This window comes from Candidatus Cloacimonas sp., from assembly GCA_035403355.1.
In the GTDB taxonomy this organism is placed as follows: domain Bacteria; phylum Cloacimonadota; class Cloacimonadia; order Cloacimonadales; family Cloacimonadaceae; genus Cloacimonas.
This window is the reverse complement of record DAONFA010000010.1, coordinates 26103-50654: the sequence shown is the minus strand read 5'-3', so window position 1 is coordinate 50654 and position 24552 is coordinate 26103. Positions and strand designations below refer to the sequence as shown.

The 24552-nt window shown below is 39.8% G+C and carries 15 protein-coding genes and 1 tRNA gene; 6 read left to right on the top strand and 10 right to left on the bottom strand.

The features are described from left to right. The 6 genes from PLE33_04150 to PLE33_04125 all read right to left on the bottom strand — a co-directional run bounded on the left by PLE33_04150 (position 1) and on the right by PLE33_04125 (position 6000). On the bottom strand, positions 1 to 1245 hold the full coding sequence (locus tag PLE33_04150; protein HPS60436.1) for a 2-oxoacid:acceptor oxidoreductase subunit alpha: 1245 nt from the start codon (positions 1243 to 1245) through the stop codon (positions 1 to 3). Positions 1246 to 1260: 15 nt separating this feature from the next. After that, entirely contained in the window at positions 1261 to 1560 is a 300-nt protein-coding gene (locus PLE33_04145) for a 4Fe-4S binding protein (protein HPS60435.1), read from the bottom strand. 20 nt (positions 1561 to 1580) lie between these two features. Then, complete coding sequence (locus PLE33_04140) at positions 1581 to 2795, bottom strand: PLP-dependent aminotransferase family protein (protein ID HPS60434.1); 1215 nt, start codon at positions 2793 to 2795, stop codon at positions 1581 to 1583. Positions 2796 to 2818: 23 nt separating this feature from the next. Then, entirely contained in the window at positions 2819 to 3109 is a 291-nt protein-coding gene (locus tag PLE33_04135; protein ID HPS60433.1) for a hypothetical protein, read from the bottom strand. 114 nt (positions 3110 to 3223) lie between these two features. Then, a complete protein-coding gene (locus tag PLE33_04130) occupies positions 3224 to 3922 on the bottom strand; it encodes a hypothetical protein (protein HPS60432.1) in 699 nt (232 codons plus the stop codon). 617 nt (positions 3923 to 4539) lie between these two features. Next, the gene (locus tag PLE33_04125; GenBank protein ID HPS60431.1) at positions 4540 to 6000 is read right to left on the bottom strand and encodes a peptidylprolyl isomerase; all 1461 of its coding nucleotides are present in this window, start codon (positions 5998 to 6000) and stop codon (positions 4540 to 4542) included. Positions 6001 to 6209: 209 nt separating this feature from the next. Here PLE33_04125 and PLE33_04120 point away from each other — a divergent pair, with 209 nt between their 5' ends. Next, complete coding sequence (locus tag PLE33_04120) at positions 6210 to 6563, top strand: HIT family protein (GenBank protein ID HPS60430.1); 354 nt, start codon at positions 6210 to 6212, stop codon at positions 6561 to 6563. Positions 6564 to 6572: 9 nt separating this feature from the next. Then, entirely contained in the window at positions 6573 to 9572 is a 3000-nt protein-coding gene (locus PLE33_04115) for a S8 family serine peptidase (protein ID HPS60429.1), read from the top strand. Between the two features lie 222 nt (positions 9573 to 9794). Here PLE33_04115 and PLE33_04110 read toward each other — a convergent pair whose 3' ends face one another. The 4 genes from PLE33_04110 to PLE33_04095 all read right to left on the bottom strand — a co-directional run bounded on the left by PLE33_04110 (position 9795) and on the right by PLE33_04095 (position 13126). Further along, entirely contained in the window at positions 9795 to 9968 is a 174-nt protein-coding gene (locus PLE33_04110) for a zinc-ribbon domain-containing protein (GenBank protein ID HPS60428.1), read from the bottom strand. 141 nt (positions 9969 to 10109) lie between these two features. After that, positions 10110 to 11384: a metallopeptidase TldD-related protein gene (locus tag PLE33_04105; GenBank protein ID HPS60427.1), complete on the bottom strand. Its 1275-nt coding sequence runs from the start codon at positions 11382 to 11384 to the stop codon at positions 10110 to 10112. After that, positions 11381 to 12823, bottom strand: coding sequence for a TldD/PmbA family protein (locus PLE33_04100; GenBank protein ID HPS60426.1), 1443 nt, complete (start codon positions 12821 to 12823; stop codon positions 11381 to 11383). The genes PLE33_04105 and PLE33_04100 overlap by 4 nt, the downstream gene beginning before the upstream one ends. Before the next feature lie 15 nt (positions 12824 to 12838). Continuing rightward, complete coding sequence (locus tag PLE33_04095; protein ID HPS60425.1) at positions 12839 to 13126, bottom strand: hypothetical protein; 288 nt, start codon at positions 13124 to 13126, stop codon at positions 12839 to 12841. A gap of 418 nt (positions 13127 to 13544) precedes the next feature. Between PLE33_04095 and PLE33_04090 the strand changes: the two genes are divergently transcribed. From PLE33_04090 to PLE33_04075, 4 genes are all read left to right on the top strand, one after another. Continuing rightward, positions 13545 to 14915 carry a hypothetical protein gene (locus tag PLE33_04090; GenBank protein HPS60424.1) on the top strand — a complete coding sequence of 457 codons (1371 nt, stop codon included), beginning with the start codon at positions 13545 to 13547 and terminating at the stop codon, positions 14913 to 14915. A 9-nt stretch (positions 14916 to 14924) separates the two neighbouring features. Continuing rightward, the gene (locus PLE33_04085; GenBank protein HPS60423.1) at positions 14925 to 19952 is read left to right on the top strand and encodes a FlgD immunoglobulin-like domain containing protein; all 5028 of its coding nucleotides are present in this window, start codon (positions 14925 to 14927) and stop codon (positions 19950 to 19952) included. A 242-nt stretch (positions 19953 to 20194) separates the two neighbouring features. Further along, positions 20195 to 24130, top strand: coding sequence for a M6 family metalloprotease domain-containing protein (locus tag PLE33_04080; protein HPS60422.1), 3936 nt, complete (start codon positions 20195 to 20197; stop codon positions 24128 to 24130). Between the two features lie 327 nt (positions 24131 to 24457). After that, a tRNA-Phe gene (locus tag PLE33_04075) sits at positions 24458 to 24533 on the top strand. The last annotated feature ends 19 nt before the right edge of the window (positions 24534 to 24552 follow it).

The window sequence follows — 24552 nt, the reverse complement described above, 5'->3', positions numbered from 1 at the left end:
TCAGCATACCTCCTTGATTTTATTCAGGATTTCGTTGGGAGTAATCAATTCGCTGCTTACTTTGTTAATAGGAATCAATCCGCCGTCACTTTTATCTTTAGTCAGACGCTCTACTTCGTGAATCAACTGTCCCTGATTAAGTTCCGGAACGATAACTGTATCCACATTTCGGAGCATTTTCCGCACTGCGTCATCCGGGAAGGGCCAGATAGTTAAAGGTCTTAAAAGCCCTACCTTAATTCCCTCTGCTCGGGCTGTGGCAATTGCAGCTTTAGCAGCCCGGGAAGAAATTCCGGCAGCAAAAATAGCAATTTTGGCATCTTCCATCTGATAGCTTTCAATTTGTACCAGGTCACGCATATTATAAGAGATTTTTTTGCGTAAACGATCCATCATATCAGCTGCCTCGCCAGGTTTGTTAGTAGGAAAACCATGCGAATCGTGAGTTAAACCGGTAACATGATAACGGTAGCCCTCTCCAAAACTGGCAAGAGGGGAAAGGTATTTTTGGTTTTCATCATAGTGTTTATACCATTGAGGTGGCACGGTTGGTTTAATCCGATTGATTATTCGCACATTGGCAAGATCAGGAAGGCAAACTGCTTCCCGCATATGCGCTATCACTTCATCCAGTAACAAAATAACGCATGTTCTGTATTTTTCGCTTAAATTCACTGCCCGGATAGTTAGTTCATAGCTCTCTTTCACCGAATCGGGATAAAGAACTATAGCAGGAGAATCACCATGCGAACCCCATTTGGATTGCATAATGTCTCCCTGGGCAGGACTGGTGGGCATTCCAGTGCTGGGACCAACTCTTTGCACATTAACTACCACGCAGGGTGTCTCTGTTATTTTGGCATAACCGATTCCTTCCTGCATCAGGGAAAATCCTGGTCCGCTGGTAGCGGTTAATGATTTTGCTCCTGCCAAAGAGGCACCAATGATAGCACAGATTGAGGCAAGCTCATCTTCCATTTGAATAAAGGCACCGTTTCTTTTGGGAAGTTCAGCGGCTAAAATTTCCGCAATTTCCGTGGAAGGAGTAATCGGGTAACCGGCAAAGAAATTTACTCCCGCATCCAAAGCACCATAAGCAACTGCTTCATTGCCTTGCATCAGAACCGTTTTGCGTTCGCGTTTTGCCTGAATTTCTTCCAGTTTGCTTTCCGGTTTAGTAGCCAGAGATGCTTTTGGGGATGGGGTTTTATGGGTTGTCTGTTTACTTTTTTCTTTTTCTGTCATTTTTTTTAAGTTCCTTCAGCGTTCTTTAGCTCCGGTAATGGCAAAATCGGGACAAAGCAGGTCACAGGTTTCGCAGTGAATACATTTTTCGGGTGCTTGCACATAAGGGGAGCCGTCACTTTTTCTACCCAGACAGCCGGTTGGGCAAAAAGCTACGCAAATCCCGCATTTTTTGCACCAGTTGTAATAGATGAGGACAGGGGAATCCTCATCGCCGGGAGCTTTAATTTCCGTTATTTCTACTTCCATTTTTTCGGGAGTATCTTCTTCGTGAATAATCATGCCCATACGGTCTTTTTCGACTTTTTTGGACATTCTTTCCTCCATTACTTTATTTATTTTTGTAGTATTTTTTTGAAATATCCACCGAGGCGTTTGCAGCCCTCAATATTGGTTTCAATGCTTTCGTAGCTGAAATTAAGACGCATTGTATTATAACCTTTGCCGTCGCAGAAGAAACTGTTTCCTGCTACATAAGCTACATTGGCTTCTCTAATGCATTCCAACAAAAGAGCATTAGTATCCAACTGTTCCGGACCCGTAACCATCAGGAACAAACCACCTTCAGGATGAGTCCATTTCATTTCTTCCGGCATATATTTTTCCAGGGATTCCAGCATTACTTTTTGTTTCACGGAATACATATCTTTAATTTCGTTAATTTTGGGGTCTAAATATCCCTTTTCCATATAGCGGGCAGCTATTCTTTGAGTGAAGGGGGGAGTGCATAAGTCGGTTGCCTGTTTGCCAACAACAATTTTATCCAAAACATCGGGGTGACCTACAACCCAGCCAATTCTGAAACCGGGGCAGAAGATTTTGCTGAATGTGCCCAAGATAACAACCTGGCTTGTTCCATCCAGTTCATAAAGGGTCTTTTGGGTTTTACCTTCATAGCGCAATTCCCGATAGGGGCTATCTTCCAGAACCAGAACATCATATTTATGAGCCAGTTCCAGAATTTCTATTCGCCTGCGTTCGCTCATAGTAATACCGGCGGGATTTTGAAAATCAGGTATCAGATAGATAAATTTGGGCTTTTTCCCTTTGGCGGCAAGGTCTTTTAATGCCTTTTCCATCAGGTTCGGGTCTTCACCTTCATCATCCATAGTAATTCCAATCATATTAGCTCCATAAGAACCAAAAGCTTGGAGTGCTCCTAAGTAAGAAGGTAAACCCACAAGAACATAGTCACCCGGATCAATAAACATTTTGGAAATCAGGTCTAATGCCTGTTGAGAGGCAGTAGTGATAATGATATTGTCTTTCGTAACATCTATGCCATTGGCTTTGTAACGGTTAGCCAGCATAGTCCGCAATAAATCATCACCTTCCGTTGTTCCATATTGAAGTGCATAAGCAGCTTCATTATCCATAACTTCGGCAATAATGCTTTTCAGCTCTTCCACCGGGAAAGTTAGAGGGCTGGGAAAGCCACCGGAAAAGGATATCAAACCGGGCTGACCGAGAAACTTCAAAAGTTCGCGGATTGCAGACCTTTTCATACCCTTAATGTTGGTTGACAGGATGTTTTGCAAATCGGTGATCATTTTCTGATCCTCCTTGTCTTTTTTTATCTTTCTTCGTAAATTAAAACTTTCTTATTGGTTTTGCGCCATTCCTTGTAGGCATCTTTAATCTCCAATTCCCACACGATGCGCTTATCATTATCTTCAAAAGTAATAATATCTATGTAGTAAGTATGTTTGGATTTGCCAATAAAGCTCTTATGCGGAAATTCCACTACAATTTCGCCATCAATATTTAAAATAGTAACCTCATTCAAAAAAACACCATCCGCAATTTCTATAATTGCTCTGGCTTCCACGCTTCCACTTTGGACATCTCTGAAATGTATGTTCATTATTACTCCCGGCTATTACCTATTTCTCCAAAATATAAATGCCTTTATTAGTCAAGTAATATATTGCTACATAGTATCCTGCAATAGTTAGCAATATTTTCCCGCTATAATTAACTACCTTGCATCTTGTTCGGCAGACGGAGGGTTAGTATCCTTAGGGGGATTGCTGCCATCTGTTTCGGGTTTTTCTATGAGTGCAGGACTACCCGGAATATGAAAAAGTTCTGGAAAATGGGCATCATAATAGAGCACCGTTAAACTGTTGTCATCTGCATACATAATATGCACACTGCGAGTTGTGGATAAAAACCAGATAAGTTGCTGTGTTTCTTCATCATATTGGTTAGTTTTGCCATGTAATTCCTGCAGAGTTTGCAAGATATAGGCATCGTCTTCTTCCGAATTATCGGGACTGTATTTAATAAACCAGCCCACTATGCGTCTGGTTTTGGGCTCTACGAAAACCAGAATTGCTTCTACATAATTACTGGTTTTGGGGTAATAACGAACCAAATTGTCGTTAAAATTGGGCGTATAAAAGTCAATTTGGGTAAGCAGAGAGTCCGCTTCTTCAATCGGAATGGCATAGCTCAAATTAAAAAGTCCCGTTTGAGCCCTTAGGGCAAAACATCCTGCAATCAGAATCAGGAGGATAGCTAATCTTTTCATTATATTATTCCATTTTTGCATTCTTATATCCACTTTTAAAGGCAAGGATAGTTCGTCAATCAAAATCTGGAAATGAATTGCTCGCAGATTGCCAAGATTATGCAGATTTGAACAGGTAATATAGTTTTCCCGTCGATCAAACATAAATATTTATGCATTATGTAGATTCCTGCGAAAGCAGCAGTTTGGAGAGGTCTATGCAATTTAACTGTCAGGCCATAAAAGGAAACAATGTTAATAGCGATAAGATATTGGGGAAGAAAGAATTTGCTTCATCATTATTCCCTATCACCTGTCCATAAGTTATAGCGTCCTAAATTAAAATTTACTTCAGATGGCAATAAATTAGCGTGTCATTGGCGAAACCGTTACTTGGGCATAGCTGTGTCTTATTTCTTGCCAAGTTGAATCTTTTATGTTTCTTTAAACCTTCTTTAACGACTCTTTAACAAAGTAAATGTATCGTTAAAGAGTCGTTAAAGAGTCGTTAAAGAAATGAGCAGGCAACAGGTAGTTAAACATAATCCACAAAGCAAGTTAATAAATCAAAACGCCGATGGGGAGATAGCTTCTGTCTGGTAAGTTCCTTCAGAAAAACTTCTAAACCTTATTTTCCGAGGGGCTTACGCACTCATTACAATCATTGGGTTGTCTTCAAGACCTCTCGCCTTCAAGTCCTCAAGACCTCTCGACTTCAAGACCTCTCGCCCTCAAGACCTCTCGCCTTCAAGCCCTCTCGCCTTCAAGCTCTCTCGCTCTCTCTACAATTTCAACTGCACTTGCAGCTCGTAAAAATCCTTCCGGTTATCCGTTATCTTAGTTTTCTGGCGTTGCTCAAAATACCATTGATTAAGGTGATCTTCCTGAAGTTTTGCTTCAGCATCTGCGATAATTTGCTTTTTATCTTTTTCCCAGATTGTTAAATCCGGTTGTTGGCGTTTAGTTACAAGTGCCAGATACCAATGTTTTTCATTTTCAATAAGAGGAGTGAAAGAGCCCACTGCTGTGTTCAAAATTGCCTGGTTTAAAGCAGGAATTTTACCGAGGGGTTTAATATCGTTGTCCACCAGAACTTTTTCTGCTTCAATAATGGCAATACTATCTCTGGCAGCTGCTTCCAAATATGTTTCAGGTGTTTCTCTCCGCATAAATTCCTGCACATAATTATCCATTGTGAACATTCGTTTGGTGCGGGTTGCCTTAATTGCCATTTCCTGTTTTTTAATATCAAAAGAAATGTAGTATTCAGGAATTTCGCTCTTAAGCTCCAGCACCAAAATATCGCCGGTGGGAGCATAAAAAATATTCGGGATGGAACCGATTGGATTGTTAAAAGCAAAAGAAATCAAATCGGGAGCTCTACCTATAAGAGGTATTAACTGGTCCTGTTGATTAAAATAAGGGCTTTCTTCCAGGGGGATATTCATTTCTGTTGCCGCTTGTTGCAAACCAACTTCTTTGGCACGATTATACAGTGTGTTACTAAGTGCTTTATTTTCCTGTGCCTGTTGTTCGGGATTTTCAGCTTTACTTAAATTTCCGGCAAAACGCGCCAGCAGATAGCTCCGTCCATTTTCGCGTTTAAATTCTTCTTTGTGTTCTTCGTAATAAGCACGCACTTCGTCATCGGTTGCGTTAATATTAGTCAGCTTACTGTAATCAAAGTAAATAATTTTAGCGCTGGCAAAGTCATTATCGTGCATCCAGGCATTTTTAACGCTGTCCGGATTGGCTTTCACTTCATTTTTAATTGTTTTAATTAACTTATTGTAGGAATACATATCACGAGAATAATCCATCAGCTGTTTTTTGAATTCAGGATGTTCTATTAGTGCCTGTTCATATTTAGCTTTGTCAAATTTGCCGTTGGTCTGAAAATCCTTAATTTGTTTAACTTCAGGAGGGATATTTTTCTTAATTTCCGCTTCCAGCTCTGCATCGGTAACTTTTATTTTACCGGCTTTGATTGCCTGATCATAAATATAGATGCCGACAAGCTCTTCCCAATATTGATTATTAAAGCGGATGCTATCTTGTTTGGTAAGAACTTTTCCCTTACTATAATATTCCAGATATGCTTTGAAACCGTCATTGAATTTTTTGTAATTATATTCTCGGTCACCAACTTTGCCAACTAAAGCATTCGGATCGGGTTTAGCGGCAGACAAGGCAAAAATCCACACCAGGAATATTGCCAGAAGGATTTGGGCTTTATATTTCATTAAAAACTCCTTAAAAGCAGAAACAAATATGTCTCTTTAAGAACAATACTTTTGGGATAGGGCTTTTACTGCAAGAAAAAAAAGCTCCGACTACACAACAACACTACTGATAACATCTTGGTAACACTTTAAAGCAGTTCTTATTCAGTAAACATTATTCTGGTTTTATTGAGCTAACAAATTATTATATACAACAGAGGAATAAAATTATGCCGTGCTCATTTTGTAATCTTGACTGCTCAGTTTATCTGGCAGAAAATGAACATTTCTTTGCTATTTGGGATAAATATCCCGTCAGCAAAGGTCATGCTTTGATAATTTCCAAGCGTCATACTCCCGATTTTTTTAGTTTGGATGCCGGAGAAGTTGTCTCTTTACACGAGATAACTTTGGCAGTAAAGAAATTGCTGGAGGAAAAGTTTGAGCCGCATGGTTATAATTTAGCTATGAATTGCGGTTCTGTTGCGGGACAAAGTATTCCGCATTTTCATCTGCATATCATACCCCGTTTCGGAAAAGAAGATAGGGGCATTTTTCCACGGAGGAGAGAATCCGTTTTTTAGGAGGATAAAATGAAGTATTTTACTGTTTTTTTAGCTTTATTGCTTGCTTTTGGTCTTTTTGCTGCTGATTTTAGTGAAAATGCAGGAACCGCTATTTTTAAGCTGAAACCGGAATATCGTTCTGCTTTGCAAAAGTCCCATAATCGCACAGGAATTGCCTCTATAGATGAAAAACTGCAAAAATTGCAGGTCTCTTCTATAAACTCTAAATTCCTTATTTCGCCGCAAAAAAGAGAAGAATGTGAGCTTTCTCTGATCTTTGGAGTGCATAGTTCCTATCCCCCGCAGGCAGTTGTAAATCTGCTATCTTCAGACCCTTTTGTGCAATATGCGGAAGTTATTTATCCCGATAAAGCTTTTGTCTTTCCCGATGATGAATACTATGAAGATTCCTACTATTTTACTTCTCTGGAAGCAGAAGCTGCCTGGGATATTCATCAAGGGGAAAATGGAACTTCTCCTGTAATAATTGCTATTGTAGATACCGGCTGTAAATGGACTCATCCTGATTTGGCAGAAAATATTTGGCAAAATTTGGGTGAAGATGCCAACCACAACGGTTACACCATTTATAATAACGGAAGCACTTGGGTTATGGATTCAAGTGACTTGAATGGAATTGATGATGATAATAACGGAAAAATTGATGACCTTATTGGTTGGGATTTTATGCTTACCAGTAATGGAGGTGAATCCAATAATCCTTATGAGAGCAGTGGTCATGGCACAACAGTTTCCGGGATTGCTTCTGCCCGAACAAACAATAATATCGGGGTTAGTTCGCTTGCCTGGAATTTAACTCTAATGCCTGTTTCCTGCAGTTATCAGGGTTCAAGTTCCATTTATAATGGCTATGACGGTATTATTTATGCTGCTGAAAACGGAGCGGATATTATCAATTGCAGTTGGGGTGGTAATACTTATTCGCAAGCAAACCAGGAAGTTATAAATTATGCTTACTCTTTAGGTTCAGTAATTATAGCTGCTGCTGGTAACAGTAATAATACGATTCCTGTTTATCCTGCTGCCTATAAAAATGTTTTGGCAGTAGCAGCTTTACAAAATGACGGGATAAAATCATCCGTTTCCAGTTATGGCTCTTATGTAGATGTAGGTGCTCCTACCGGTTCAATCTGGACTTTAGCTGCAGGTGGTTATGCAACAGTTAGTAATGCTACTTCTTATGCCAGCCCGATAGCCAGCTCTTTAGCAGGACTAATAAAGTCCTACATTCCCGATATTAGCCAAAATGACCTTCTAAATAGAATTAAAGGTAGCTGTGATGATGTAGATGCAGTTAATTCCGGCAAAGAAAATCTTTTGGGAGAAGGCAAACTGAATGCCCAGCGTGCGCTGCAGGATGATAATCCTCTTCCCGATGAAGAAATCCGCCTTGCCTTAATAGAAAATAGAGGTGCTACGGATGCTAACGGCAATTTAGCTGTGGAGCCAGGAGAAACATTTTCCGTAAATCTGCTTTTGCAAAGTTACGGGGATTATTCTGCTAACGGCACTTTTACTCTTTCTACTACCAATCCTTATGTAAATATCCTTTCCGGTAGCCACAATCAAAACATTCCTGCCGATGATTATATAACTTTGGAAGAGGTCTTCAGCATCTATGTTTTGCCAACTGCTACTTCCCAATATGTAACTTTCAATTTGCAGACAACTGCAGATTTGTCTGTGGTGGCAGGAAATAACCTTTCCTTCAGCATTCTTATTAATGCCGGAGGAATATTTGTTTGGGAAGGTGTTTCCGGCGGAAGAGATATGAGCGGAACCTTTATCAAAAGCACTTTACAAAACCTGGGCTACACCTGCACTTACGGAACTACTTTTCCTTCTTCGTTTTATAGCTTTGAGGCGGTCTTTTTAAGTTTTGGAGCTGTGGGTAGTAATATTGTGCGCTTTGATAAACCCTATATGTTTAATGCCCTATATAACTACTTACTTTCCGGCGGAAGAGTATATATTGAAGGAGTGGATGTTGTCGGTTTTGATTTAACTTACTATCTTCCGAATATTCAAGGTGAACTGGATGCTTATGAAGTTCTCTGGCCCCTTTTAGGAATAAGCAGTGCTGAAGATGGCGCAAATAATGCTATTAATAACCTTAGCGGTTGTGCTTATACACCTTCTGCGGGAATGCTGTTTACCTCTTCTTTGCAAACTAAAGTGGACTATATAGACCGTTTTACAGGGCTCTATCCTTATGCCAGAAGTGCCTTTGAGGAAAGTGATTACGGATGTGTAGCTGTAGCTTGTGCCGGTGGCTATAATCAGCGCAGTTTTGTTTTCAGCTATGCTTTGAGCGAATTGGCGGATGGAACTTTTCCTAATACCAAAGCAAACCTTGTAGCTCGCATAATGGATTTCTTCACAGCAGAAGAAGTAACTCTGCCTGTAGAACTTACTGCTTTTTATGCCACTTATGCTAACGGGGCAACTGTTTTTTGGAATACTGCCTCCGAAACCAATCTGCTGGGTTACAATCTTTACCGAAATAGCTGTTCTGATATATCTAATGCGGTTAAACTGAATTCTGTAATTATTCCGGCAACAGGTTTGGTAACAGGAAATAACTATCGCTATTACGATTCGGAAACTGCTTTGTCCGATACTTTGTACTATTGGCTGGAATCAATCTCTTACGATGGATTTAATCAGGTTTTTGGTCCTGCGGTTCTAATAATGCCTTTTCCCGAACCGGAAACACCTCTTATCTCAACTGAGGAAATGGAATATTTACATGCGTATCCCAATCCTTTTGGAAATTTCGTATCTCTGGAGCTGAAAGTTTATTCTCCTGCCCCGGTAACTATGCAAATCTATAATATTAAAGGACAATTGCTGCGGACAGTGGAATATCCGTATCTGGAAACAGGAATTCATCACCTGGTTTGGGATGGCTTGGATAATAAACAGCGTAATACTACTTCCGGAATCTATTTGATGGTGGTTAAAACCCAAGAACGAGCATTTATGCGTAAACTGCTGAAACTGTGATTAGTGAGATAGCACCATCTCGCCATCTCGCCATCTCACTATCTCGCTATCTCGCTATCTCGCTATCTCGCTATCTCGCTATCTCGCCATCTCGCTATCTCACCATCTCGCTATCTCGCCATCTCGCCATCTCACCATCTCACCATCTCGCCATCTCGCTTTTTTTAGTATAAAAAAAACGCCACTACATTTTTGCAGTGGCGTTAACAGATTAGTAACTATCTAATTAGATTGTCTGCGTCTGTTACGATTAAACTGTGCCTTTTTTGCTTTACGGCAATCGGGGCAGCGTTTGGGCTCGTTCTGAAGGCCTTTTTCCTTATAGAATTCTTGCTCACCTTCAGTGAAAACGAATTCCCTGGAGCAGTCCTGGCAAATGAGTGTTCTGTCTGGCATTTGGCATCTCCTTTTAATTACGGGATTGAACATTCTGGTCCAAAGGCACTCCCGAGATAAAAGGAACTGGCTTGGTATGAATGTTGAATCGCCTTTAATACTCCTATTTTAAAAAATGTATTTTCTGTCAATTTATTTCTTTCAAAAGGATGTTTTATCCACGAAATTAAAGCCATCAATCAGCATTGCAGGCAACAGAGAAATGGGGTTGGCAAGCTCACTGTTACCGGTTGCAATAATTCTTTTGGTTGCTTCATGAGGGATTTCGTTAAAGCGCAGATTATTTACTGCATATTTAATTTTTCCGTCTTCAAAATACCATACTCCGTCACGCGTAGTTCCGGTAAATTCACCTGCTTTCATATCTACGGTGCGAATATACCAAAAGCTATTTACAATAAGACCGCGGGGCACCATTTGCAGCATTTCCTCTTCGCTATAACCTTCGCCGGGAATAAACATATTATAGTTATCGCCGGGTTTACTGCCAATCTTTTTAGCCCAATAGCGGCTGGTGTAAAGGTTTTTCAGGATGCCGTTTTCCACCCAGGGAATTTCTTCTGCAATTATGCCGTCGGAAGTAAAAGGTGGAGCTAAAAGAGTTGGTTGTTTGTAAGTAGAAAGCCAGCTGAATTTTTCGCCAAAGAAGGGTTTTCCAATTTGGTTCGTAAAAGGAGTGATACCTTCATCGGCATAGCGGCGGTCCATCATCCAGCCCATAAACCAAAACAATTCCTGCAGAGCAAGAGGTCTTAAAAGGACAGCGATTTTTTGGGGCTCAAATGTTTGTTTAACAGCAAGCGTAGCTGCCTGATTTTGCAGTTTTTCCAGAAGTTCTTCCAGGTTAAAATCGGCAAAGTTTTTCGCTTCATAGGCAACCTTTGTTTCCACTTCATCTTTTTTCAGGGTCAAAGAGTGGCCGAAATCACTTTTTTCATATTCGCCGGCAAAACCGTTTTTTGTAAACAGAGCGTTGGTCTCAATATGTTTTTCTGTTAAGCCGGAAACTGTAGCTCCAATATTTTTTGCCCTATCAACGCTTTTTCGGACGATTTCTACCATTTGTTCCGGTACCAGGGTTTTGGTTTCAGGATCACAGTTTGCGAGCTTGGGAATATCTTTTTTACCTTCGGAAGGAACAAATTCAGGGTCTTCGGGAGCCAGTTTAGCAATATCTTCAGCTGTTTTAATAATGTATGCCAAGCTTTCTTCATCATCCTGATTTACAGTGCAGCTGCCTGCTTTACTGCCAAAAGCAACGCTTAGAGAAATTGTTTTCATTGCACCGGCAATGTGTTGAGTAATAACATTTTGGGCAAAGCGTGTTTCATGGCTGTCATCTTTTGAAATATTCAGTGTCCAGTCATCAGCTATACAGTGTTTCTGAATATATTGCACTATTTTTTCGCTATTCATTGTGAACCTCCTACACGGATATTACGAAATCTTGCCGTTGCGGAACCATGAGTCATTCTACCTGTTTGCGGGGGCTGGCCTTTACCGCAATTTACAACCCCGAAGGGATGCCAAAAACGCTCATCACAAATTGCATCACAGCTATTCCAGAATTCAGGATTGCAGGATTTATAGATAACTTTCTTCAGGGGACGAATCAATTTACCGTTCTTAATTTCCCAGAAGAAATCACCGCCAAACTGGAAATTTATGCGATGATGGTCTATAGAATAACTTCCTCTACCTTGAATATAAACACCATCTTCCGTATCGGCAATAAGTTCACCCGGAGTTAAAGGTTTTTTTCCGGGCAGTAAATATAAATTTGGAATCCGGTTAATTGGTTGATTAAAATAATAGGTAGCACGATTGCAACCGCGGGAAGCATTTAAACCAATTTCCAAAGCCGTGTCTCGCGTGCTGCCATATTCTTTCAAAATACCGTCTTTAATAATATACCATTTCTGACCGGGAACTCCATCATCATCAAAACCGAGAGTAGCAAGACCCCCTTCCAAAGTGTTATCTCCCATAAAGTTAATCACTTCACTGCCATAATGATAGTTGTTCAATTTTTCCGGGGTTGCAAAAGAAACACCGGCATAATCAGCTTCCCAACCTAAAACCCTGTCCAGTTCAGTAGCATGACCCACACTTTCATGCATCGTTAAACCCAAATGATTAGGATCAAGCACTAAAGACCTGCGTTCTTCAGCTCCAAGAGTATCGGCTTTCACTTTGATCAATGCCTCTTGGGCAATCTGTTTTGCTTTATCCAGCAAATCCAGTTCCAAAATCCATTCCCAACCTACAGCTCTGCCACCATCATCAAAAGTGCGGCTTTGACTGTCATTTTCAGTTACTGCCACAGCTGTAATCATGGGATTGATAAACTGCGTAGTTAGGTCTAATCGGGTGCCTAAAGTGCTGGCAAAAAGTTTTTCATCCTTTTGCATCATCAGCAGAAAGATTGTTTTTTTAATTCCCTCGTAAGCAAGCATTGTGCGTGATACTTCCATCATCAGGTCTATCTTTTCAGAAACGGGAATAGAAAAAGGGTCTATTTTAACGGGGGTCTTGTAAGTAGCAAGGTAACTTCTTTCCGGGGCTAAACGCAATTTTTTGTCTTTATTCACAGCAGCAGAAAGCGTTGCTGTATTAAACGCTTTTTTTACGGTAGCTAAAACTGCTTCATCACTAAAAACATTGCTATGGGCAAAACCCCAGGCACCATCTTTGAACACCCGAATGCCATATCCCTGAATAATGTTGTTACTGGTATGTTTCAGGGATAGGTTTTGCAGATAAATTACCTGATCAGTTGTTTTTTGAATGCGGATATCGGCATATTCTGCACCGAGTGTTTCAGCTGCATTCATTGCCAAATCTAAATATTTCATACTTTCTCCTTATTATTACATAAAATTCATAAGCTGAAAAATCCAGCAGGTTATCCTGCCAAGCCAGAAACCGGATAGAACAAGCAAGGCAGCCATAAAAAGTAATACCGCTTGAGCAAAACTTCTCCGGTTGGGATTGCCGCTTTTATCTATAGACCAAATTATCAGCATTATCAGATTTACCAGCGGAATCATCAGCAGAATTAGAACTACCAGCCAGTCACTGATCCTCATAGAAGGGGCAATTAGATCATCTTCCTTAATATTGGAAACGGACAGAGGAGACGATTCATAATAATCCATCAACATAACTCCTTAGCTTGTTTTGGGAACTTTTTATATTTACAAAACTCTTTTTTTAGTATCTCAATTTCGTCAAGCTTAAATATCTGCTCTAAACGGAGCTTGCTATTTTTCAAATTGGGGTAAGATAAGTAGCAGAGAAAAAACAAAACAGCCACAAATTTATTAAAAAAAAGGGTCAGCACCTTCTTTATTTGCCGATATAATCTGCTATCTCAATACACCGCAAGCCAATAGCAAATTAATTACAGATTGTTCCCAAAGCAATTCCGAAATTCTCTCAATAACCTTCCGATATAATTCCCGTATCGTTCTCATATCACGATACGGGAATGATACGGCAATCTCATTAGCAGCATAAAGCTAAAAGAAGGGTTGATGACAGGCAAAAAAAACTTGACAGGAAAAGCTTGAAGCTATGGAGTGTTTTTTAGATTACAATGCTGGAGAAGGTGATTATATGGCGCAGTGTTTAGCGCGGTGTAAGCAAGTGTTTCTTTTTATACTTACATTTTGCGCAGCGACTACTCTTAAGGCAGATTGGCGAATAGATTTTTGTCTTGCCAATTTGGGTTCCGGGAACTCCATAAATGCCTATATATATTTGGGTGAAAGTAAGGGTGCTGCAGATGGTTTTGACACCTATGATTTTCCTCTTTCTCCTCCTCCTAATAATACTCCTTATGTGCGTGCCTATTTTCCACACAACGATTGGGGCTCAACTTTCAATGGAAATTACATAAAAGATATCAGATCTATAAATCCTGCAGCAAAAACCTGGAATTTTACTTTTTCTAAAAGCGGCACTCCTTTAAGTAATAACTATCGTCTTTCCTGGAATATAACAGGACTTTTTCCCGCTTGTTACCAGCCCCGTTTAGTTTTCAACAGCCAAAATATCAATATGCTTACTCAGAGTAGTTATTTATATACCGGTTGGGTTACTTCCGGTTCCATCCAAATGCAATATAATAATGCAATGCCGTATCAAGTTCTTACTCTGCCGGAATTGCTTTTTTCCGATAATCTTACAAAGGGTCTTAACCTGAACAGATATTTTAAAGTGGGTAGTGGCACGCTTAATTTTAACTGCCTGCCTAATGCTAATTTGGTTCAGAACCTGGTTACTTTGCAGGATTCTGTGTGGCTAAATATTTATCCTGTAGCCGGTTTTACAGGAACCACAGTTGCCTCATTCACCGTTAGCGGAACCGGGGGAACACTGAATATGCAAATATCTGTTATTAGAGATACTGCTAATTCCCCTCCGGTTTACCTGGATACAATTCAACCCCTGCCGATAATCCAAAATCAACAGGGAATTTTTTCCTGGGCGGGAAAAATTTTTGACCCCGATTTGGATGCCCTAACTATCACTTTTTCCAGCGGAGAAAATATCAGCATTGAACCCGAGGAAACATTACAACAGGCAGCTGTTATTCCCGCTGCAGGGTTTAAAGGTGAAACGGTTTTCCAGTTTTCTCTTGCCGATGAAAATCATTCTCCGGTTATTTATGAAATTCCGGTAAATGTTTTGCCTGCCGTTCCAAGTAGCCCTCAAAATCTGGTTCTGCAACTTTTGCCGGAAAACTCTCTTCTGCTTACCTGGCAAACAGTTAATACAGATACTTCGGGTTTGCCTGTTTGCGGAATAAATTATCGTGTGCTATGCTTTAACGATATAAATTCCCCTCAATGGATTCAAGAATATATTGTATCCGAGCCATATTGTATTATCCCTGTCAATCAGGACAGGTATTTTATAAAAATAATCTCAATAAACGAATAGGAGTATAAAATGAGAAGTAAAACACTAAGTATTCTGTTGGTTGTGATAACAATATCCTTCTTTTTTGCCACTGCAACTATGATGGCAAAAGATATTACATCCGACATTCCAAAGGGAAAATCTTTACCTGCACCTTATTCTTCTACAATAAATAACCGTAGTGGAGGTGTGGTAAGTTCAACGCTAATTTATGAAGAAAATTTTGAATCTATGCCTAATGACTGGACTCTTGGTTATGGCTGGAACATTGGACAGGATTCTACTTATGGTGCATATTCTTATCCTAATAGTGCATTCACTAATCATCCCTATAATAATGGGGCTGATTATCAATTACTAAGCCCTGTTATTCAACTTCCATCAATAACCACTATAGGAACAGAATATATTCTTAGTTTCTGGAGTTGGTGGCAAACTGAAACCTCATACGACAATATCTATATTGATGTGTATGCTAACGGGGTTTTCCAAAGAACTATTTTTCTTCAAACCGGTCAATCAGGATGGGTTCAACCAACTATTGATATCACAGAATTTGCCTCGCAAAATATCCAATTTCTCTTTCGGCTTACTGCAGATAGTAGTAATTATTATGAGGGTTGGGGTATTGACGATATCCAAATTTTGCAAAGTGTATATGAAGTAGTTCCGGAATTAGATTTGATTAGTATTAACACTCAGAATTTTCCTTTTGTATATTCAACGGTATCAGTTTCTATGGAAGGTCAGGATATGAGTAATCTTGTAGAAAATAATTTCCAGGTGTATGAAAATGGAACATTGCAGACCGATTTTTTTGAGGTTTCTCCTCCTTCTCAGGGAACTGGCTCTCGGTTAGTTGATATTGCTTTTTTAATGGATAATAGTGGCTCAATGGATCCTTACCAACAAGCGGTAAGGAATAATGTTACCAGTTTTATCAACAATCTTGGAACTTATGGAGTAGATTGTGCTTTGGGCTTATGTAGGTATGGTTCTGGCAATAATAATGGCTATCCTTTTCTGGAGGACTCAGGAATTTTAACCACAAATCTTAACTATTTCAGGGATGATGTTTGGCTTAGAAATGATGTTTCAGGTGGTTATGAACCAGGTTATTATGCTATCACCTATGCTCTGGCAAATTTTAACTGGCGTCCCGGTAGTCAAAAAATTCTGATAATTCTTACAGATGAAACTCCCGATCAAGGAGTAATGACTATATCTGATGCTATGAATGCTTGTAGTGCAAATGGCGCAATGCTTTATGCTCTCACTACTTCATATCTCTTTTCTACTTTTACTCCAATTACGGAAACCACTAATGGAGCCGTTTTTGATATTATGGATAATTTTAATGTTATCCTTACAGAAATTTCGCAGCTTGTAACTTCAAATTATATAATTTCTTATCGCTCCAGCAATCCTTTTTTTGATGGTTCTCAGCGGAATGTGCTCTTTGAGCTCCAATATCAAGGTTTAACTGCATCTGCAGAAGGAAATTATGTTCCTGGCCAAACTCCTCAAATTACCCGAACCCCGGAAACCATTGCTTTAGATAATTCACCTCAAGTTGATAATCACGAGATAATTATTCAAGCAATTATTACAGATAGCTATCCTCCATATACAACTGAAGCAATCCTCCACTACAGTAATCTCCAACAAAGTAATTGGACTACCCAGGGAATGACTAATTTAGGAAACAATCTTTGGCAGGGAACAATCCCTGCATCAGCTGTCCAGAGTCCTGGAATTGAATACTATCTTTCTGCTACTGATGGACAATCCACTTCGTCTTTACCTTCGGTTGAGCCAATGAATTATCCTTTCACTATTGCTGTTTTACCAAATGAACCTCCGATTATTATTCACCATCCGGCTGCTCAAGTCCAGAATTTTGCCCCTCTATCAATAACGGCTATTGTTACTGACAGTACAATGTATGTGGCTACTGTTGAATTGAGCTATCGTCGTTATGGATTATTAACTTATACTACTATTCCGATGGAAGCTACAGGTAATAATCTATTTAGTGCTACAATTCCCGGAACAACAATAAGTACTTATGGAGTAGAATATTACATCAGAGCTGTTGATAACTATGGGTTGGCTGTTAGTTCCGGTTTTGCAGATACGCCAAATTTTGTTCCGGCTATTTTGGAAGGTACAATTATTCCCGGAGGTGCGATAACGGATTTCTATTGGGAAATAGCAAATTCTCCTTATTATATAAACAATACTGTCTTTGTTGAAACTGGCAATACTTTGGAAATTGAATCAGGATGTGAAGTTATATTTTATCCTAATACCCGGCTTGAGATTAATGGCGGAATTCAAGCGACAGGTGTCCATTTTACGGGAACAGACCCTCAACTGGGTTGGCCTGGAATTTATTTGGAATCTCAAGATCAGGAAATACAATTCACTAATTGCTTAATAGAGCATGCTCACCGGGGTTTATATTTCCAAAATACTAATGGAACGATTAGTAATACTACAATAACTAAAGAAAATGATTTTCCCAATGAAGTTGGAGTATTAGTTAATGGTTATTCTAATCCGCATTTTAATAATATGGATATTATAAATTATGCCTTTGGTTTTATGTTTACTAATGAAACCAGGACAAGCAGTACTCCTTCTCTGAATAATACTCGCATACGAAATACCAGCAGTACCCTTCGGACAGAAAGTCACGGATTGGATGTTTTGGGAGCCGTGGGCTTAACAGTAAACAATGCAGATATTGAAGAATATGATTATGGCGTTTACTGGAATGGATTAGGAACGACTGATTACCGTAGCACTCCTTCTTTAAATAATACCAGGATTAGAAATACAAGCAGTACCCTTCGCACTGTTACCAAAGGTGTGAAAATGATTGATGTCAGCAGAGTAACAATAGCTAATGATTCCATTGTAGGTTATCCCACCGGCTTGGAAATTACTAATGACGGTTCAGGACTTTTAACTACTACTGCCTCTTTGAATAATACCCGGATCCGTAACACCAGCAGTACTTTAAGAACTGAAACAAAGGGTATAAATTTCAGCGGTTATATTTTGGCGACTATGGATACTCTTTATGTAGAGGATTACACCACCGGTATTTATTATGAAGGAAATGGAATGCCTTTTAACAGGACAACTCCATCTTTAAATAATACGCGCATTCGCAATACCAGCAGCACTTTGAGAGAACCCTTAAAAGGAGTAGTGCTGAAAAACCTGGCAGGAGTAACTTTGCAGCAAAATATCATTTATCCGCAAGTGCAAGCCGGAACAGGTAATCTGGAAGGTAACGGCATTTTTCTGCAGACGGTTCAAAATGCAGAAATAATGCATAACACGATTTGGGGTTTGAATAATGGTTTATATGCTACGGGCAATAGTAACGGCAGCTTTATTCAGAATGTTATCTGGACTAATGGAGCACAGTTAAATACTCCAGTTATCCTGGAGGACAGCAATATTCCTGTCAGCAACAGTGATATTTCTTATGCTGCAGGTGTTTTTCCGGGAACCGGTAATCTGAATGAAGACCCTCTCTTTGTAGCTCCGGAAGAAGGTAATTTCTATTTGAAACCGCGTTCTCCGCTTGCCAATCAAGGTATTGGAGCTTTACCTTTCAATTTTGAGGTTTTAGCAGGAGTGCGTACTTATACTATGCATCCTGGATGGAATATGATGGGTGTGCCATATTTAACCAGTGAAACCTATAGTTCACCGGTAAGCATTTTTGCCGATGATCTTTCGCCTTTTTATGTAGCTCCCACCTACACATCTATTGTGCAATTAAATCCGGCTGCTTTACCTGACACTTTGGGTCATATTGATATGAGTTATACCGGAAGCTATGTAATTCCTTCAATTGTGCGTCCCGGAATAGGTTATTGGATCCGCAATCCTTATGCCACACCTGCAACGATTGATGTTTATGGTTTGATGGATGAGGGCAGTTATAATATTGTTTTGGATGGAACAACGAACGCTAATAACGGCTGGTATTTATTAGCCAATCCTTATGACCTTCCCATTGGTTTAGATAATGGTCTCATTTTGGGTGAAGGAATGTTAGCAGGATTATTAAAGTATGATTATTCCCAAAATGCATATCTACCCATTGATGAATACAATCCCGGGGTAATTGAACCGTGGGGTGGATTTTTTGTTAAAGCTACAGCTCAGAATGCGCATATATATTTAAATTATCCTACGCCAGTCCGGCAGCAGAATTATAATCAACCTGTTATAAATAATGATTATAATATAGTAGAGCGTCCTAAACTGAAATGGGAGTTTTCTCTTGCAGCCAAAGCAGGAGAAAAAGGAGATATTATTATTTTAGGCGTTGGCGAAGGAGCAAAGGATACTCTTGATCCTTTAGATGTTCCGGAAATTCCCAATCCGCCTTTTCCGCAAATCGGGATGCTTCAATTCAGCGTTTGCAATAACGATTGGGAAAATAATGCCGGGCTTTATACCCGAGATATTAAAAACGGCAGAAGCGGTTCCTGGAATTGGAATTTACTAATCAATCTGGAAAATATGCTGGAAGATGGAATTTATAGTGATATAATCAGAATTAGCGCCAAAGGTGCAGATAAAATTCCCGGGGGTTATATTTTCCGTCTTGTAAATCCTGCCGATGGCAGCAGTGCAGATTTAAGGAATGAAGATTTCCTGCTGGATGTAGATATTACTAACGCCGAAGGTGAGCCCTGGCTGATTCCTTTATACCTGGAAGTTATTCCTTGCGGCAGCGATGTTGTTGAAAGAGAAGCATTTTCGGCATCCAATTATCCCAATCCTTTCAACCCGGAAACTACAATCAGTTATAACCTTCCCTCCGAAAGTTTTGTTACCCTGGAAATTTACAACCTGAAGGGACAGGTAGTTAACAGATTAGTGAGTGACAGTCAACCTTCCGGAATGCATAAAGTTGTTTGGAAGGGCACAGACCAACAGGGTAGAGCTGTTGCTTCCGGATTTTATTTCTATCGTTTGAAAACGAAGGATAATCAGCTGACAAGAAAGATACTGCTGATGAAATGAAGAATAAGTAACTGAGAAGAAAAAAATAATGTAAGTCAGGAGTCGTCACTGCCGAAACAACTTTTGCCCTTCGCAGAGGTTTATTTGGCAGTGAGGGCTCCAGACAGAAAGCAGCACGCAGGTTACGCAGATTTTTACAAAAAGATTATACTGTTACCAGTAATACAATGTTCTGATTGACAATTTTCTGATTAACTAAAACAAGGATATAAATAAAAAAGTTCACTCAAAAAGGAGCGGAAGTGAAGATAATAAAGATGCATAAGCTACTGCTTATCTATGTGATAGCTTTGTTATTTGCCCTTAATCTTAAGGCGGCTATGGTTACTAATTTACCGGTTACCGTTTATCAACCGGATGGCACGAAACTGGAACTTTTTGCCAGTGGCGATGAATTTCATAATTGGCTTCACGATAAAAATAATTATACTATTATCAGGCATCCTGCAACCGGATATCTGTGTTATGCAGAACAAGATGGAGAGAACATTAAAGCCGGTAACTTAATTGCGGGCAAAGACAATCCTTTCGGTTCTGCTCTAAAGCCGGGAATAAATATCTCTGAAAAGGCGTATCAGGACTTGCGCCAAAGCAAGTTTTGGATGCCTGAAGAAAGGGATGCTCCTACAATTGGAACTATAAATAACCTTGTGGTTTTTATCCGTTTTTCCGGGGAAAGTGAATTTGGGCAGAATATCAGCGTTTATGACGGTTGGTTCAATAGCGGAACCAATTCTCAAAAGAACTATTATCTGGAAGCAAGCTATAATCAGCTTACGGTGAATACTACATTCTATCCTCCAGTGCAAAATAATCTGGTTGTTTCCTGGCAGGATAGTCATCCGAGGGCATATTTTCAGCCCTATAATGCAACAACTAATCCAACAGGTTATAATGGAGATGATGAGCGTAGAAACCGTGAATTTACTTTACTCCAAAATGCTGTAGCTGCTGTTGCTTCTCAGGTTCCTGCTTCTTTAAATATTGATTCCGATGGAGATGGCAATGTGGATAATGCTGTTTTTATCGTCAGTGGTTCCGCAGGAGAATGGAGTAGTTTGCTCTGGCCCCACCGTTGGGCTATTTATGATCGCAATGTAACTTTGAACGGGAAAAGGGTTTATGATTTCAACTTTCAGCTTAAAGATTTTCTTGCCTCACGCGGAGTGGGCGTTATCTGTCATGAGTTTTTTCATACTCTTGGAGCACCCGATCTTTATCATTATACCGGTAATGGAATTGATCCTGCCGGTAGCTGGGATTTAATGTGTTCCGATCAAAATCCTCCTCAATATATGACTGCTTTTATGAAATGGAAATATGGAAATTGGATTGCTGCTATTCCAACTATCTCAATTGGGCAGCAATATACACTTAATCCGTTAACTTCCTCCACCGGCAACTGCTATAGAATCAATTCCAATAACTCCAATCAATATTATGTAGTAGAATTCCGGAAGAAAACCGGCACTTATGAAAGCAGTATTCCCGGTTCCGGATTGTTGATTTACAGAATAGATACTTCTGCCGATGAGGGAAATGCAGATGGACCACCGGATGAATTATATATTTACCGTCCAGATGGCACCACTACAGTCAACGGGACTATTAGTTCTGCATTTTTCAGTCAGGAAAGCGGCAGAACCAGCATCAATAATTTTACCAACCCAACTCCTTTTTTGCAGAATGGCAGTGAAGGGAATTTAAATATCTATGGAATTGGTTCTGCAGCGGGAACAACTATGACCTTTTCTTTAGGTGTTCCTACAGTTGATTTTTCTACAAATCCATATTCTGAGAGTTTTAACAGTTCTACATTTCCACCTGCGGGTTGGTATAATCAAACCATTTCCGGCAGTTACAGTTTTGAAAGAGTAACTTCCGGAACCAATCCAACCTGTTCACCTCAATCAGGAGCTGGAATGATTAGCTATAAAAGTTATTCTGCCTCTGCTTCCAGTTCCGCAAGTTTAGCCACTTTGCGGCTTGATTGTTCAGAAGTGCAGTATTACAGCTACGCTTTTTCCTTCTATATGTATCGGGATACAGGATATAGTTCCCGAGCAGATAAAATTGAGTTCTATTTGGCAACGCTGCCTGATTTGAGTGGAACCAATACCCTTTTAGGAACGATAAATCGTTATACCGGCTATACTCCAACCGTTCCTTCAACAGGTTGGTATCAGTATTCATTCAATTTACCTCTTTCCAACTCCGGTTATTACTATCTTGTCTGTAAAGCAATCAGTGCTTATGGTAACAATATGTTTTTAGATAACTTCAGCATAAGAAAAACAGCTTTACCACCTTCTCCGTCAATATCTCCTTCTCCTGAAAATTTGGCTGAGAATATAAATGTTTTACCAAATTTTACCTGGGTAAACGGAGGCGGTTATCCCAGCCATTATCTATTTTATTTGGGGACGAATAATCCTCCCAGTAATTTAATCAATGGTTTGAATTTGGGCAATGTTCTCAATTACACTTATACCGGAACCTTGGCTTACAGCACCCAGTATTATTGGAAAGTTGTTGCTGTAAGCGAAGGCGGTTCTGCCCAAAACTGTCCGGTATGGAGTTTTACTACTTTTGCGGATCCGCGTATTACAGCTCTGCCTTACAGTCAAAATTTTGATAGTATAACTGCACCTGCTTTACCTTTTGGCTGGAGCACTTATGTTTCTTCAACCGGCGGTTCTGCCTATGTAAAAAACTATTCTTCGCCTACAAATTTTGCTCTAAGTCCTCCCAATTGCATTTCTTTTAATAATTTCACGGATACCAGCGCAGAGCTTATTCTTATTACCCCCGAAATTTTAACTCCGCTAAATATTATGCGTTTAAAGTTTAGTGCCCGGGGTGCTGCTTCAGGATATAGTGTTCAGGTAGGAACTATGAGCAGTCCCACCGGCATTTTTAATTCCTTAACTACAGTTAACTTAACCAATACTATGCAACAATATTCTGTATCTTTTTCCGGTTACAGCGGAACAGATAGATTTCTTGCCATCAAACATAATTTAGGCGGAACCAATCGTAATATATATCTGGATAATTTTTATCTGGAAGAAATACTAACCAATGACCTGGCTGTAAGTGCTTTGCAGGTAAATGGTTTAGGGATTGTTGGTGAACCAATGCAGTATAGCGTTAGTGTTCTTAATAATGGAAACGCAATTCAAAACAGCTATAGCATTCAGTTACTTTCCAATTCCAGCAAAACGGTGCTGGCAAATCTGGATGTTTTTGAACCGCTTGCTCCGAATCAAACGGCAATTCATAATTTAACCTGGATTCCTGAGACGGAACAAATACTATCTGTATCTGCACAAGTAACTTTAAGTTCCGATGGTTATCCCGCTAATAATACTTCCCTACCCTCTTCTGTATCCGTGGGAAGTTACATTGCTGAAGCAGGAACCACAGCTTCAGGCACCAAAACAAATTACCTTCCCCTCAGTTTTAATCAGAAAAACAGTATCAGCGAAACAATTTATCTTGCCTCTGAACTGGAAATGACCACGGGAACAATCACTGCTATTACTTATCATTCCAATTTTGTGCAGAATTTACCTCAGCAGGCAGTAAAAATCTGGATGAAAAATACTACGGAGAGGAATCTCAATTCCGGCTGGCTTGCTTTTGATGGATATATAGCCGTCTTTGATGGTATATTAAATTTTCCTTTGGGGATAAACACCATTGTAATTCCTTTGCCAACTCCTTTCATTTACACAGGTAATAATTTGGCTATTCGGGTAAACAGACCTCTGGATAATTATAATTACAATATCAGTAACCAGTTCTATTACACAAATTCTGCTGCCAATCCCAGCCGCAGCCGGTATATCAGCAGTAGTTCAGTAACTTACGATCCCCAAAATCCATCAGCTTCGGGCACATTAAGTAATTATATTCCTGTAACCGGATTTTCAGTAACATCCTTTGTCCCGGTTGTTTTAGCCATTCCTCAGCTGCAAATTCAAAAAAATCAGCAGGGGGTGATGCTTAGCTGGAATGCTGTGCAGGGAGCTAATTTATACCGGATTTACGCCAGTTCCGATCCTGCTGCCTGGAGTGATATCCCCTATGCTGAAATCTGCCAAAACAGTATTCTGATAACTACTCCGCAGGATAAAATGTTTTTCAAAATTGTAGCCGTTTATCAGGCACCCTGAGTTGATGCTTTTTTAACTGCCTTTTGGGGGTTAACATCTTCTTGAACCGTGCCTGATCTTTAACGCTATACGCATCAATAAAATCCGGTATCGTTCCCATATCACGATACGGGAATGATACCGGAATGATACGGGGGTTATATCGGAAAGGGTTAGGGCATTATAACAGGTTGCCTGATAACCATTTCAGGGAAAAACAATGCTCAAAGACCCCTGAGAGCACAATATGATCCGTTACCGTATCTCTTTAAATATAATGCAGTTAGCAGCCAACAACATTTTTGGCTTGACAGAAAGGGGGGTTATTTTAGGAAAGTTCCTAAGCGTGGCGAGATAGCTCAGACGGTAGAGCAGAGGCCTGAAAAGCCTTGTGTCCCCAGTTCGATTCTGGGTTTCGCCACCATATTTTTTTTAAGCATTTT